At 61.6% G+C, this 12,936-nt stretch carries 14 protein-coding genes; 9 read left to right on the top strand and 5 right to left on the bottom strand.

The genetic code is table 11. From position 1 onward, the window contains the following. The first annotated feature begins 27 nt into the window (after positions 1 to 27). A complete protein-coding gene (locus FBAL_RS02835; RefSeq protein ID WP_013344066.1) occupies positions 28 to 690 on the top strand; it encodes a hypothetical protein in 663 nt (220 codons plus the stop codon). Positions 691 to 712: 22 nt separating this feature from the next. Beyond that, positions 713 to 2,119 (top strand): hypothetical protein, encoded by a 1,407-nt coding sequence (locus FBAL_RS02830; RefSeq protein WP_013344065.1) that lies wholly within the window; start codon positions 713 to 715, stop codon positions 2,117 to 2,119. A 61-nt stretch (positions 2,120 to 2,180) separates the two neighbouring features. Here FBAL_RS02830 and FBAL_RS02825 read toward each other — a convergent pair whose 3' ends face one another. From FBAL_RS02825 to FBAL_RS02810, 4 genes are all read right to left on the bottom strand, one after another. Beyond that, the gene (locus tag FBAL_RS02825; RefSeq protein ID WP_245544369.1) at positions 2,181 to 2,897 is read right to left on the bottom strand and encodes a Crp/Fnr family transcriptional regulator; all 717 of its coding nucleotides are present in this window, start codon (positions 2,895 to 2,897) and stop codon (positions 2,181 to 2,183) included. A gap of 92 nt (positions 2,898 to 2,989) precedes the next feature. Then, positions 2,990 to 3,718: a nucleoside phosphorylase gene (locus FBAL_RS02820; protein ID WP_013344063.1), complete on the bottom strand. Its 729-nt coding sequence runs from the start codon at positions 3,716 to 3,718 to the stop codon at positions 2,990 to 2,992. Positions 3,719 to 3,728: 10 nt separating this feature from the next. After that, entirely contained in the window at positions 3,729 to 4,934 is a 1,206-nt protein-coding gene (locus FBAL_RS02815; RefSeq protein WP_013344062.1) for a NupC/NupG family nucleoside CNT transporter, read from the bottom strand. Positions 4,935 to 4,952: 18 nt separating this feature from the next. After that, positions 4,953 to 5,495: an NAD(P)H-dependent oxidoreductase gene (locus FBAL_RS02810; RefSeq protein WP_013344061.1), complete on the bottom strand. Its 543-nt coding sequence runs from the start codon at positions 5,493 to 5,495 to the stop codon at positions 4,953 to 4,955. 384 nt (positions 5,496 to 5,879) lie between these two features. Between FBAL_RS02810 and ardA the strand changes: the two genes are divergently transcribed. From ardA to dddY, 3 genes are all read left to right on the top strand, one after another. Next, a complete protein-coding gene (gene ardA, locus FBAL_RS02805) occupies positions 5,880 to 7,409 on the top strand; it encodes an acrylate reductase flavoprotein subunit ArdA (RefSeq protein WP_013344060.1) in 1,530 nt (509 codons plus the stop codon). A gap of 12 nt (positions 7,410 to 7,421) precedes the next feature. Continuing rightward, positions 7,422 to 7,775: a cytochrome c3 family protein gene (locus FBAL_RS02800; RefSeq protein WP_013344059.1), complete on the top strand. Its 354-nt coding sequence runs from the start codon at positions 7,422 to 7,424 to the stop codon at positions 7,773 to 7,775. 160 nt (positions 7,776 to 7,935) lie between these two features. Next, complete coding sequence (gene dddY / locus FBAL_RS02795; RefSeq protein ID WP_013344058.1) at positions 7,936 to 9,192, top strand: dimethylsulfoniopropionate lyase DddY; 1,257 nt, start codon at positions 7,936 to 7,938, stop codon at positions 9,190 to 9,192. A 64-nt stretch (positions 9,193 to 9,256) separates the two neighbouring features. Here the strand turns inward: dddY and FBAL_RS02790 are convergent, their stop codons facing one another. Continuing rightward, positions 9,257 to 10,117 (bottom strand): LysR family transcriptional regulator, encoded by an 861-nt coding sequence (locus FBAL_RS02790; RefSeq protein ID WP_013344057.1) that lies wholly within the window; start codon positions 10,115 to 10,117, stop codon positions 9,257 to 9,259. Positions 10,118 to 10,236: 119 nt separating this feature from the next. Here FBAL_RS02790 and FBAL_RS02785 point away from each other — a divergent pair, with 119 nt between their 5' ends. From FBAL_RS02785 to FBAL_RS02775, 4 genes are all read left to right on the top strand, one after another. Beyond that, positions 10,237 to 10,902, top strand: a complete 666-nt coding sequence (locus tag FBAL_RS02785; RefSeq protein ID WP_013344056.1) for a TetR/AcrR family transcriptional regulator — start codon at positions 10,237 to 10,239, stop codon at positions 10,900 to 10,902. A gap of 76 nt (positions 10,903 to 10,978) precedes the next feature. Further along, complete coding sequence (locus FBAL_RS02780) at positions 10,979 to 11,443, top strand: hypothetical protein (protein WP_013344055.1); 465 nt, start codon at positions 10,979 to 10,981, stop codon at positions 11,441 to 11,443. A gap of 98 nt (positions 11,444 to 11,541) precedes the next feature. Next, positions 11,542 to 11,718 carry a hypothetical protein gene (locus FBAL_RS20380; protein WP_013344054.1) on the top strand — a complete coding sequence of 59 codons (177 nt, stop codon included), beginning with the start codon at positions 11,542 to 11,544 and terminating at the stop codon, positions 11,716 to 11,718. Further along, positions 11,715 to 12,929 carry an MFS transporter gene (locus FBAL_RS02775; protein ID WP_013344053.1) on the top strand — a complete coding sequence of 405 codons (1,215 nt, stop codon included), beginning with the start codon at positions 11,715 to 11,717 and terminating at the stop codon, positions 12,927 to 12,929. The genes FBAL_RS20380 and FBAL_RS02775 overlap by 4 nt, the downstream gene beginning before the upstream one ends. The last annotated feature ends 7 nt before the right edge of the window (positions 12,930 to 12,936 follow it).

The following is a 12,936-nucleotide window of genomic DNA, read 5'->3' as shown; positions in this document are numbered from 1 at the left end:
CAACATAACAAGAGTAAGCGCTGAATCATGAGCGACCTGAACCTGCTGTTCGACATTAAGAAAGACAATCTCGCTAACGAACTGATCCGTGGTCAGTATGAAGGCAACACCTGGGCGGCGTTTTTTGCCTGCGCCATGCTCAAAAACCGACGCCTTATCGGCCGTGAATCGGACCTGACCGCCTGCCTGCATCAGGAGTACCGTCGCGAGGAGGTGCGTGAGCTGTACGAATACTGCTACCTGCACAGCACACTGGACCTGGCCACCTACGGCAAGACACCACGCGCCTATCTCGAAGCGGAACTGGGCAAAATCAAATACGGCTCCAGTGCCCGCGAAGCCCAGGATTCCCCGCTGTTGATGCTGACCTTCCAGGTCTACCTGGCCATCGGTGTCTGCATCCTGAGTGAGCTCCCCGATGCCATCCGCCAGATTGACGAGGCCGATGTCCCGGCCAAGCTGAAACCCTTGCTGGCCGCCGGCTGGCTCTCCTGGCATCTGGACGACTTTAAAAACAACGATGTGATCCGCACCGAGATCGTCAAACTGGCGATGGCCGAGAAACTGGTCGAGCTGCAACACCTCTACCAGGAACGCGAACTCCTGCTGCGCAACAGCGAATTCGACGCCGTGGTGATCCGCAAACTGACCGACCGCATTCAGCAACTGGAAGCGGAAACCCGTTCCTGACCGCCCCGAAGAAGAGCAGACAATGACTAAAAACGTCACTTGGCAGGGGCTGCTGAACGCCCAGGTTGACCTGCAGCGCCGGGTCGAACAATCGGAGTTTGCGCCGACGGATCGTAGTGCCACCCACGCCGCACTGGCCACGTTGGGGTTGGAGGAGGGTGACATCGCCACCCGCTCCATCCTGAGCCGCGATGCCCTGGGCAGCACCATAGACCGAAGTGCCACCGCTGCGGCGCTGGCTGCACTGGGGGAAGCGCCCTGCGAGTCCACCATCACCATCCGGCGCAAGTCGATCACCGAACTGATCGATGAAGCGCCGCCCGCCACCCTGTTTGACCTGACCACGCCGGAGCATCTGCTGGCCTGCCAGCAAACCATCATCGGCATCCGCGAGGACAACACGCTGCGCATGAGTGACGCCGACTTGTGGGTGGCCAGCTTTGCGGGGTTGCTGGGCGGTCTGGTTGAACTCTTTGTGGGTAAAGTTCAGATCGGCAGCGCCATGGAGCAGGCGGGGCTCGACAAATCGGGCATCCAGTCACTGGAGTCCCAGCACCATGTCAGTTACGACGCCGCCAACAGCGGTCACATTAAGATGGACTGGCAGGACCTGACCGGTTCCGACAAGAAGCTGCTGTCGTCGCTGCAGGGAGAAGACCTGCAAAACCAGCTGGGAGAATACAAAAAAGCCTTCGCCCATAACCGGGAACTGTATGAACAGGGTGCCTTCAGCAACCTCAACTGCAAAGGCCACCACTTCGACAGTCCGGCCCATGACCTGCTCGGCGCGGTGCACGCCATCCGCGACCAGATCCAGGGCACCTGCACCCTCTACTCGCCGGAGCTGCAGCAGATGGTCACCGTGGCCAATCCGGGACGGGCGATGCAGGGCGGATACAGCGTCGAGAACATCCTGACCGCGCTGATGACGTTCTTTTGCCACATCCTTTCGGACATCAACGGCAGCAACACCACCGCCGGAGGCGGCGCTGGCCTGGGCTTCCCCGGCTACTCGATGCTGATGAATCCGGTTGGCATCAAAACCGGCGCCGCTGACCTGGCCCGGGAAGCCTACCTGGAGGGCTATGACTTCCGCGCCTGGATGAGCCAGGGGCTGGCCATCGCCATCCCCAAAATCATGCTGTGGGTATGGAAGAAGCTGACCGGCATCAACGAGGTGGTGTACACCCGTATGTGCGCCATCGCCTACGGCGTGGTGGCTGCCGTATCCCTGGCCAAGGCGGCCTATGGGGACTACCGCATCAACTATATGGCGCTGTTCCTGTTTGCCAATAACGCGGTACGTGACCTGATCTACTGGATGACGGTCGAGGAGAAACGCCGTGTTGCCGTGCACCAGCATATTCTTGAAGTACTGAACCAGGCCGATCTGGGGCAGCAAGATACCGAACGGGCCGCTGCAGACTAAAAAACGCCCCGGGCCAGAAAAGCCCGGGGCGTTGTGATGTTTGAACAGCGGCTTTACTGCCCTACTCCACCGTCAGCGCAATAAACCGCTCCAGCTTGGGCCAGTCCACCACCTCAATGCTGTGCCCGCGTTTCTCGACCAGGCCCTGCTCTATCAGCGATTTCACCGCCCGGCGGTACACCCGGCTGGAGGTGCCGAAGCGCTCCGCTTCCTGCTCCACGCGATTGAAGGCGTCCAAAGTCATCTTGCTGTGGCGACGCTGCCACAGGTCAAAGGCGATGTTGTAGGCGATGGGGTGCAGCAGGCGGTGGGTAGAGATGGCCAGCGACTCCTGGTAATCGAACGCCAAGGCCGAGGCGAAGAACAGCGACAGAATGGGATTGGCGGTCAGTTGCTGCTGCAGGCGCTGAACGCACAGCACTTCCGCTTGGAGCGGCTCCATCGCCATCACACTCCACTGGCAGGGGGTGTTGGTGAAGAACTCCATCTCACCAATGATGTGGTGCTCGCACTGCACCTCGCCCAGCTGAAAACGGCGGCCATTGATGGCAGTGATGTGAAAGGCAAGTTTGCCGGTAGGCACGATGTAGAGCCGGTCCACCGCCTGTCCCTGGGTCAACAGCAGGTCGTCCGCCTGGAATTGGGCGGCCCCCACCCGGCACTCGGACAGCGCGGCGGTAAAAGCGTCGTGGTGTTGCTCAAGCAACGGGGCAAAACGGGTCGAGGAGTAGGGGCTCAGTCGCATAACGTCAGCTTCGAACCAAACTTGCCGCAACATACGCATTTTTGCCGCGTAATAACACCTGTCCGCGCACGAAAACGGGCAGTCGCCGAAACGACTGCCCGTGATTTCCCGATGAGAAGACCGGTTTAGCGGGTCAGTGCCGCCAACGCCGCGCGGATGGCCCGGGCTTCGCCCTCGGCCATCGCCTCATCCGCAGCCACATAGTCGGCCACCCCGGCTTTGACGTCCTGCTGGTAGCGCACCACGTTGGTGAGCACCGCCGCCACCGCCATGCCGCGCAGCCGGCCCAGAGTCATCAGCGCAGCGGTTTCCATATCGGCCCCCAACACCCCCTTGCCGTGCCAGTAGTCGCACAGGCGGGCTTCATCGTCGGTGTAGAAGCTGTCGTGGGAGCGCACCACACCACAGTGATGCGGCACACCAGCGTCGCGGCAGTACTGCACCAGCGCCTGGGTCAGTTCCCGGTCGCCCACCGCCGGATAAGCGGCATCGACGTAGGCTTTGGAGCCGCCTTCGTCGCGTACCGCCGCTTCGGCGATGACAAGCTCACCCAGCTCGATCTCCGGCTGCAGGGCACCGGCGGAGCCCACCCGCACCATCTGGCGAACGCCACACTGGTGCAGCTCCTCCAGCGCGATCATGGCGGAGGGGGCGCCGATGCCGGTGCTGCACAGGGTGATGGTCACGCCGTTGTATTGGCCCTTCATCACCCGGTACTCGCGGTTGTCCGCCAGCAGTTGCGGTTCGCTGAGGTGGGCGGCGATGCGGTTTACCCGGTTGGGTTCACCGCAGACAATCACCCGCTCAGAAACGTCAGCGGCGCTGACCAGAATGTGCGGCTGTTTCTCGCTCATCGATTCCGGCTCAGACAAACAGACCGACGATGGCGGCATTCATCAGGTTGGCCAGGGTGGCGGCCAGCAGCACTTTCATACCCAGCTGGGCGATCAGGCCGGAACGCTCCGGAATCATCTTGCTGAGGGCACCCACCACCATGGCCACGGAGCCGATGTTGGCAAAGCCACACAGGGCGATGGTCATGATGGCGGTGGAGCGGGCGCTCAGTTCCACATTGTTCATGCTGGCGAAGGCCACAAACTCGTTCATGGCGATCTTCTGGCCCAGGAAGGAACCGGCCATCATCGCTTCATCGGCGGAGATGCCGATCAGCCAGGCCACCGGGTAGAACAGCGCGCCCAGGATCACGTCCACGCTCAGTTGCTCGTAGCCAATCTTGGCACCGATGGCGCCCAGGCCACCGTTCAGCATCGCCATCAGGCCGATACACGCGATGATCACCGCGCCCACGATGGCAGCGATGCCCATACCCATGATGGCACCTTTGGAGATGGCGTCGATAAAGCTGGTGGGCTTCTCATCGTCCGGCAGCTCCGGCACTTCGTCGATGGTCGGCTCGGTTTCCGGCAGGATCAGCTTGGCGAACATCAGGCCCGCCGGCGCGGACATAAAGCACGCCATGATCAGGTAGTTGAGGTCGACGCCCATGCCCGCCAGACCGGCCAGGATGGAGCCTGCGATGGAGGAAACGCCACCCACCATCACGGCGAAGATCTGGGAGCGGGTCAGTACCGGGTGGTACGGCTTCACCAGCAGCGGCGCTTCGGTCTGGCCCAGCACGATGTTGCCGGCGGAGTTCATGGATTCGGCGCGGGAGGTGCCCAGCACCTTCTGCAGGCCACCACCGATGATGCGCACGAACCACTGCATGATGCCGAGGTAGTACAGCAGTGAGGTCAGGGACGCGGTAAAGATGATCTGCGGCAGCACCTGCAGCGCCCAGACAAAGCCGATGCCTTCAACGCTGAAGTCCACCAGGCTGCCAAAGGCAAACTTGATGCCTTCCGCGCCGTAGCCAAACACCTGGCCCACGGCGCTGGATACACTCAGCAGCACCTGGCCGCCGGTGTCAGTGGCCAGAACGAAAGCGGCGATGCCGAGGATAATGGCAAACGCGCCGATCACCGGGCGCCAGCTGATCGCTTTGCGGTTTTCCGAACAGGCGTAGCCCACGGCCAGCAGGGCGATAACACCCAACAGAGATTGAAACATGAGAGGTTCCCGGAAAGATTAGTGGTTCAATGAAGCGACAATCGACATCACGTTGTCAGCGTGTTGTTGGGCCAGCGCAAGACAGGCGTCCTTATCCCCGCCCTCGTTCGGGTCCGCGTTCATCTCAAAGGTGATGGCGGTGTCGAGGAGGGTCATCTCGGCGGCAACGAAGGCGTGCTCGAAAGCGCGCTGGTAAGCGGAGAACGGCATCAGGTTGAAGCCTTCCTCGCTGTAGGAACTGGCTTTGGCACCGGCAGTCACTGAGAACAGCAGCTTTTTGCCTTTGAGCTTGCTGCCGTTGGGACCGAAGGCGAAGTCGTAGGTAAAGACGTCGTCGATCCACTTTTTCAGAACGTGGGGGAAGGTGCTCCAGTACAGTGGAAACTGCACAATCACCAGGTCGGCGGCCAGCAGTGCAGCCTGCTCATCCGCCACCACCAGTTCACGCCCACCCAGGTGGTGGATGCGCCAGTCGGTGTTAGCGTCAAATTGGGACAGGATCGCCGCGTTCGCGGTGGAGGTGCTGAGGTCGGGGTGACCATCGATCAACAGGACATTCACTGAAGCGTACCCTAAAAAGACAGGCCGGATTGGCAAACGGCGCGAAGTGTATCCTCGCTGACGACCGGGCAATAGGACAATTGTCCATCCGCGCTTTAATCCTGTTCATGCGGTGGTCCGCCGCCAGAAACATGGGCCTGCTCCACAGCTTTGTGTCGGATAAAAAACCCTTTTTTGTCCCTCACCCGGCAAACCGGACGCCCACCCGTTTTTGCACCGGGTTCCAATCCGTGCCCCACCCCCAAGTTCTGTTCATTTCTTGCTCACCCGCTCAAAAGGAGCGGAAAAAACAAGGCTTTCGGGAACCTTTACCCCAGCACCACAGTTTGGAACGCGTTCCGACTTTAACCTTGCTCTGGCTAACCGACTTACGAGGTATACACCATGAGTGAGCAAACCATTAACAACACCCGCCGCAAACTGCTGCAGGGTCTCGGCGCCACCGGCCTGGCCGCTGTCGCTGCCCCCACCCTGGCTGGCACCTCCAGCAAGGACACCCAGTGGGACAAAACCTACGACTTCGTCATCATCGGCTCCGGCTTTGCCGCGCTGGCCGCTGCCATCGAAGCGAAAAAGCAGGGCATCAAGTCCGTTGCCATCTTTGAACAGATGCCGACGTTTGGCGGCAACTCCTCCATCAATGGTGGCCTGTTCGCGGTTCCCGGCTCCCCGATGCAGAAGAAAGAGGGCGTGAAAGACTCGGTTGACCAGATGGTGGCCGACCAGCTCAAATCCGGCCGCGGCATCGCCGATGAAGCCCTGCTGCGTCACGTGGCGGAACACGCCAACGAAGCCCTGCAGATGACCTTCGACGCCGGCGCCGAATACCTGCCCTACCTGCAGCAGCTCGGTGGCCACAGCGCCCCGCGTACCTACCAGACCACCGTCGCCTGTGGCGCCGGCATCACCCAGCCCCTCTACAAGATGGCGCTGAGCAAAGGTGTGGAGATGAACAAACGCTGCCGGATGAGTGGCTTTATCCGTGGCAAAGATGGCGCCATCGAAGGGGTGACCATCGAAACCCGCTACTACGCCGACCGCAAAGTGTCTGAAGGCGAAACCCTCAACGTACGCGCCCGCACTGCCGTGCTGGTGGCCACCGGTGGTTTCTCCCAGAACATCGCCCTGCGCATGGCTCAGGACCCGACCCTAACCAGCGACGTAGGCTGCACCAACATCAAAGGTGCCACCGGCGAAGCGATGCTGGAGATGTTCCGCATTGGTGCCGTACCGGTGCACCTGGCCCACATCCAGTCCGGCCCGTGGGCCTCTCCGGATGAGGGTGGCTTCGGCTACGTGTCCAACTACTCCATCTTCAACTTCCCGCACTCCATCGCCGTCAGCCGCCTGACCGGCCAGCGCTTTATGAACGAGATTGCGGACCGTAAGACCCGTGCCGACGCCGAGCTGAGCAACCGCGATGCCGAAGGCAACCCGGTGCCGCCGCTGATGATCACCCACTACCACGATGCCGATAAGCACCCGAACTGCAAGAAGGTACTGAAGTACGGTGTGGGCTGGAAATTCGACACCCTGGAAGACCTGGCCAAGCACTTCGACGTACCGCTGAAGCCGCTGAAGGCACAGATCGAAGAGTACAACCGCTACGTCGACAGCGGTGTGGACGAGCAGTTTGGCAAGCCGATGGGCGAAGCCAAGGGCAAACACATCAAGGCACCGTTTATGGTGGTTCGCCTGTGGCCGAAAGTGCACTACTGCCAGGGTGGCGTGAAGGTCAACCAGATGGCACAGGTGGAGGACTCACTGACCGGTAAGCCGATCAAGGGCCTGCTGGCTGCCGGCGAAGTGGCCGGTGGTATCCACGGCGTAAGCCGTCTGGGCAGCTGCTCCATTCCGGAGTGCATGGTGATGGGCATCACTGCCGCACGCACCGCAGCCGCTGGCAAAGCATAAGGGGAAATGACCATGAAACGCGCAATTACACTGATGCTGTCCACCCTGGTGCTGGGCTCTGTTGCTCTCTCTGCCCAGGCCATGGAGATCCGCGACTGGCACAAAGACGCCGGCCTCGACTGCAAAACCTGTCACCAGGGCGCCCCCAAGGGCTACCCGGCGGACGACGCCTGCCAGGTGTGCCACGACGTGGACGAACTGGCTGAGCAGACCGCCCGTCCGGAAGAGGACAAATGGCAGAACCCGCACAACAACCTGCACTACGGCAAAGACATCCCGTGCGTGGAGTGTCACTCCGAGCACGGCACCAAGCCGCCGATGTGCGACCAGTGCCACACCTTCAAATACCCGGCCCATAAGCAGTAAGCGCCGGACCTGACGGATAAGGGCCTGCCCCCTGCAGCGGGCCCTTTCCCCAGACTCACGCAGGGGGAACCTCGGGCGCCTCCACTCTCTCCCGGAACCCGCCCGTTGTTCCTTCCACCCCGTTTTTCCCCAACCGTTTCACCGAGCGGAAGGTACTCCCATGAAACCCATTGCCCTATTGGCGACGCTGCTCTGCTGTCAGAGCGCGCTGGCCGCCCCTGTCCCGGATTTTCTGGACCCCGACGAAATCAACAACGCCACGTTCACCTGCCTCGATGCGCCCGCCGAGTACAGCCCGGAAGCGCAGCCCTATGTCGACCAGCTGTGGGACGAAACCCTCAAATACCTCGAAGCCTACGCCGTGGCTCTGAGTAGCACCGACGGCAACTGCCGCCACTCCGACCTCAGCATGGTGGAAACCAACACCCACGACCTCAAAGGCCCCCAGTACATGTGCATCATGGACCAGCGCGATATGCAGCTGATGGTGAAGCACATCTACGCGGTGATTAATAACCCGGACAAGGCCAAAGCCTGCTTTGGTGCCCGCGAGGACGTGGATTGGATCTACAGCCCCGGCGGCGAGCTGGAGCGACGCTCACCGGTGGCCCAGTGGCTGAACCGCACCACCTTCAGCGAGTTCTTCGAAACCAAAGTGACAGACCCGGAGGTGCAGGCTTACGGCCGTGAGTTCACCAAGCACTTTGCCAAGATGGTGACCGGCGACGATCTAGTGATGCCCAAGGCCTTCCCCTATGACGTCAGCGCCAATGCCCTGCCCAACCTGTGGGCCTCGGTGGGCTGGTTCCCGATGTACGCCGAAGAGAGTCAGCGCAACCTGCGCAACTTCGACAAAACCCGCGGCAGCTACGCCTACGCCGAAGTCTTTGGTCACTGGGGCCTGCTGCGGATCGAGGCCATCAACGGCGAGAAGGTGGGGGCCGAAGTGGGCATGGTGGCCCAGCGCATCGACTCGTTCTACCCCTACCACAACCACGCCATCTCCGAGATCTACTACACCATCCGCGAGCCGGCCTGTGCCGACGAGTTCCAGAACTTTGCGGTGCGCGAGAACAGCCCGCTGGTGAAAACCCTGAGCGAAACCGACACCCTGCGGGAAGTGGAGTTTGATGCGGGCATGGACAATGAGGCGATGTTCTGGACCTCCACCTCACCGCACAAGGATGACCTGGTTTACTTCCATCAGAACACCATCCACGCCTTTAACTACAACGGCGCCGATTGCCATGCCAAGCCGGAAGAGAAAGCGATTGTGACCGTGTGGGCCCGCTCCAATGCCCACGACAAACGCAACGACTACGGCACCACCCGTCTGTGTGAGTCCTCCGAGCGCCCGGATACCCCGGCGATGCGCGGTGAGGCGATTCGCTGCGACCTGACCAAGACCAAGTACTGATCCACTCAGGCCAGAACGTCAAAACGGCGCCCATTGGGCGCCGTTTTTGTCTCTGATTCGGGGTTCACTCGCCGATGATCGCCTGGCGGTGGGTACGCAACAGCTCAATCAGCTGACTGATGGCCGGGGTGGGTACGGTCTTGCCCAGGTACACCGCCTCATTAAAGGTGGGCAGCTTGGGCAGGCCGGTCTCCTCCGGCTCCAGCACATCCATGGTGTCACGGATGCGGAAGTCCGCGATCGGCGCGATGGCCAGGTCATTCTCCACCGCCATGCAGATCGCTTCCGGCGACGGCGTCGACAGCACCGCCCGCACCGGCACCATGTTCAGGTGATGATGGGCGAACACCTGGGCCCGAATCGGGCAGTTCTCCGGGTACAGCGCCAGCGGGATGGGGCGACGGGTCTTGGCGTTGCCGCCCTTTTTGCCGACCCAGTGGAAACGACGCTCCACCAGGATCTCGGCATTAGGCTGTGGCTCCCAATGGGTGCCGATCACCAGATCCAGCTCCCCCTGCTCCAGGCGGCGGTACAGATTGCCACTGACGTCGGTATCCAGCACCAGCTCAATGGCGGTGAACTCACGGATAAACTCCAGCAGCGAGGTGGTGAGGTAACGCACCACGTAATCGGTTGGCAGGCCCAGGCGGATCACTTCCCGCTCCGGCTCCTGACTCAGTTCGCTCAACGCTTCCTGGTTCAGTTTCACCATCTGGCGGGCGTAGTTCAGCAGGCGTTCGCCACTGGGCGTCAGGTTGACCCCCTTGTGGTCCCGGTTCAGCAACTGCTGCCCTACCGCTTCCTCCAGCCGCTTGAGCTGCAGGCTCACCGCTGACTGGGTGCGGCACAGCCGCTCCGCAGCCCGTGACAGGCTGCCCAGTTCGGCAATGGCGATGAAACTCTCTAACAGCTCAATTTTCAGCATGGGTATTAACTCAGGAAATAGGGCTATGAGAATAACTCGATTTACCCCTGTACTGCTCGTCACTATGCTGGAAACGTGAGCAAGGACAGTGAAGGCTACTGGCGATAAGGCAGGAAATCATGGGTGACTGGAACAAACGGGACCGCTATCTGGCACAAGTTGCTGAACGACTGCTTGAGGGTGAGAAAACCTTCACGCTGCGGCGCTCCCACCTGGTGGCACCGTCCGGCATCAGCCGCGGCACCATCTACAACCACTTCCCTCAGGAAGCGGATCTGGTTCTGGCGCTGTGCCGCCATCGCTGGTCCCGAAGCCTGGAGCGCGCTGAGCAATTGGCCGCGGAAGCTCAGTCACCACTGGACGCGTTTCTGCTGCACCAGTGCTGGCTGCTGTGGGACCAGCGCTTCCATAAGCGCTTTGTCCTGCACCGCCTGATGCCCAACCCGGACATTCTGGAGGCGGGCTCTGAGCCACACCGTGCCGCTTATAAGGAAGCGCAGCGTCACTACAACGACGCCTATCGCCATTGGGTCACGGACCTCAGTGCTGACCGGGCGTTTGACCGGGTGGCGCTGGTGGGCAGCTACATTCGCGGCTCGCTGATCCAGTGCGACGATGACGAGCGCTGCGCCGAAGACCCGGCCCTCTATGACCAGTACGCCTACGGGCTGTGCCAGTTGCTGGGCCGCTCTGACCGACGTGGCCCGTCGCTGGCCCAGATCCGCGACAAGCTGGCGGAGTGGCAGGCGGAGAGCGAACCGGCACAGATGCGGGCCCGGGCCTGAGTCTGAGCGGGAAGGCGCGCCGGGAGATGGCAAGTTGTGGTATAAACGGCGCCATTGAAAACGGAGTCTTTCGCCCATGAAAACGCTTGTTCCGCTCATTCTGGTGAGCCTGCTCAGTGCTTGTGGTGTCACTAACACCACCTTTAACCGCCCCTACGTACCGCCGGTGGAGCCGCTGGTATTGCCACAGCCAAGTGAACGGCTGACCGTTGGCAAGGTGCTGGCGGTTGAACGCGCCGACCGCCTGCGAGTGCAGATGGCGGACTGGCCCGAGATGGCGGACCAAACCCTGACCCTGCAGGTCACTGGCGCAGCATTTCCCCAGTTTCCCGGCCAGTGTGCCGACGAAGCGGGGGCGGCAGCGGTGGCGCTGAAACGGGTTGAAACCCTGCTGGCCGACGCTCACACCATTGAGTTATCAGAGCTGCAGGAGCAAGCCGACGGCTTCACCGCCCGGGTATGGCTGGACAACCAAGCGCTGGACCAACGCCTGTTACAGGAGCAGTTGGTTCAGCAGGGCACCGCAGACTGGTGCCCCTGACGCGACGGCGCGGAGACGCCAACGCCTGACAGATTAACAAGGACACCCCCCTCAGTTGAGGGGGGTGTTTTTTATTCCCCTAAAACACTGGATACACGATGCAACACCGTTCCCTGTTCAGAGAGTTGCTGGGCCCCTGCCTGTTGTTGGCAGCGACCCTGCTTACCCTTCACCACTCCCCCCGCATGGTTCAGGCCCTGGCGGGGCAAGCCGTGAATGCCGGTTGCCACCAGGGTGGTCATCAGGACCACCACATGGCGGAGGGTCAGTCATGAGCCTGCGTCGTTACCCTGCCCTGGTCTGGTTGGGCATCGCCATCATGATCCTGAGCCTGGGGATCCGTCAGTCCTTCGGCCTGTTTATGGCCCCCATCAGCACCAGTTTTGATGTCGGCCGCGAGTTCTTCAGCCTGGCCATCGCCCTGCAGAACCTGCTGTTTGGCCTGTTCCAGCCCTTTGTTGGCATGGCCGCTGACCGCTATGGTCCGCGCCGGGTGATCGTCTGCGGTGGCCTGGCTTACGGCCTCGGTCTGGCGCTGACCTCCGTAGCGGCTCAACCGGAGTGGCTGTACCTGACTCTGGGCGCGCTGGTTGGCCTGGGCCTGTCTGCCACCAGTTACGTTATCGTGCTGGGCGCGGTGGCCCGTGTGGTGCCGGCCCAACACGCCGCCAAGGCGTTCGGCCTGACCACCGCCGCTGGCTCCTTTGGCATGTTCGCCATGATCCCCGGCGCCCAAACCCTGCTGACCGAGTTTGGCTGGCAGAGTGCGCTGCAGGTGTTTGCCATCGGCTGTGCCCTGATTGTGGCCTTTGGTGCGTTTATGCGGATGCCCCAAACCGACACCAGCACCGGCAACGACGCGCCAGAGCAAACCCTGAAGCAGGCGCTGGCCGAAGCGTTCCGTCACCCCGGTTACTGGCTGATCCATTTGGGCTTCTTTGTCTGTGGTTTCCACGTGATGTTTATCGCCACCCACCTGCCCAGCTACCTGGCGGATCTCGGCCTGCCCAGCAACGCCGCCGCCATGGCTCTGGCTTACGTGGGTGTGTTCAACATCTTTGGTTCCTACTTCTGGGGCATGATGGGCGACCGCTACGACAAGCGCCACGTGATGTTTGCCCTGTACGTGCTGCGTGCCGCGGTGATCGCCGCCTTTGTGATGTTCCCCATCAGCACCCACAGTGCCACCGTGTTCGGCGCCGCCATCGGTTTCTGCTGGCTCGGCACCGTACCGCTGACCTCCGGCCTGGTACGGCAGATCTTCGGCCCGCGCTACCTGGCCACCCTCTATGGTCTGGTGTTCTTTACCCACCAGGTTGGCAGCTTCCTGGGCGCCTGGTTCGGCGGTCGCATCTATGACGCCACCGGCAGCTATACCCCCATCTGGTGGCTGACCGTCGTGATGGCGCTGATTGCCGCCGTGCTGCACCTGCCCATCAACGCCAAACCGGTGGAGCGCCCCCTGCCCGCCGCACAACCGGCCTGATGCACAC

The sequence above is a fragment of the Ferrimonas balearica DSM 9799 genome, from assembly GCF_000148645.1.
GTDB classification, from domain to species: Bacteria; Pseudomonadota; Gammaproteobacteria; order Enterobacterales; family Shewanellaceae; genus Ferrimonas; species Ferrimonas balearica.
The sequence above is the reverse complement of the archived record's forward strand: the minus strand, read 5'-3'. Positions and strand labels throughout refer to the sequence as shown.

Coding starts and splice junctions, on each gene's coding strand:
- FBAL_RS02835 (WP_013344066.1), top strand. CDS start 28: ATGAGCGACCTGAACCTGCTGTTCGACATTAAGAAAGACAATCTCGCT.
- FBAL_RS02830 (WP_013344065.1), top strand. CDS start 713: ATGACTAAAAACGTCACTTGGCAGGGGCTGCTGAACGCCCAGGTTGAC.
- FBAL_RS02825 (WP_245544369.1), bottom strand. CDS start 2,897: ATGTTGCGGCAAGTTTGGTTCGAAGCTGACGTTATGCGACTGAGCCCC.
- FBAL_RS02820 (WP_013344063.1), bottom strand. CDS start 3,718: ATGAGCGAGAAACAGCCGCACATTCTGGTCAGCGCCGCTGACGTTTCT.
- FBAL_RS02815 (WP_013344062.1), bottom strand. CDS start 4,934: ATGTTTCAATCTCTGTTGGGTGTTATCGCCCTGCTGGCCGTGGGCTAC.
- ardA (WP_013344060.1), top strand. CDS start 5,880: ATGAGTGAGCAAACCATTAACAACACCCGCCGCAAACTGCTGCAGGGT.
- FBAL_RS02800 (WP_013344059.1), top strand. CDS start 7,422: ATGAAACGCGCAATTACACTGATGCTGTCCACCCTGGTGCTGGGCTCT.
- dddY (WP_013344058.1), top strand. CDS start 7,936: ATGAAACCCATTGCCCTATTGGCGACGCTGCTCTGCTGTCAGAGCGCG.
- FBAL_RS02790 (WP_013344057.1), bottom strand. CDS start 10,117: ATGCTGAAAATTGAGCTGTTAGAGAGTTTCATCGCCATTGCCGAACTG.
- FBAL_RS02785 (WP_013344056.1), top strand. CDS start 10,237: ATGGGTGACTGGAACAAACGGGACCGCTATCTGGCACAAGTTGCTGAA.
- FBAL_RS02780 (WP_013344055.1), top strand. CDS start 10,979: ATGAAAACGCTTGTTCCGCTCATTCTGGTGAGCCTGCTCAGTGCTTGT.
- FBAL_RS20380 (WP_013344054.1), top strand. CDS start 11,542: ATGCAACACCGTTCCCTGTTCAGAGAGTTGCTGGGCCCCTGCCTGTTG.
- FBAL_RS02775 (WP_013344053.1), top strand. CDS start 11,715: ATGAGCCTGCGTCGTTACCCTGCCCTGGTCTGGTTGGGCATCGCCATC.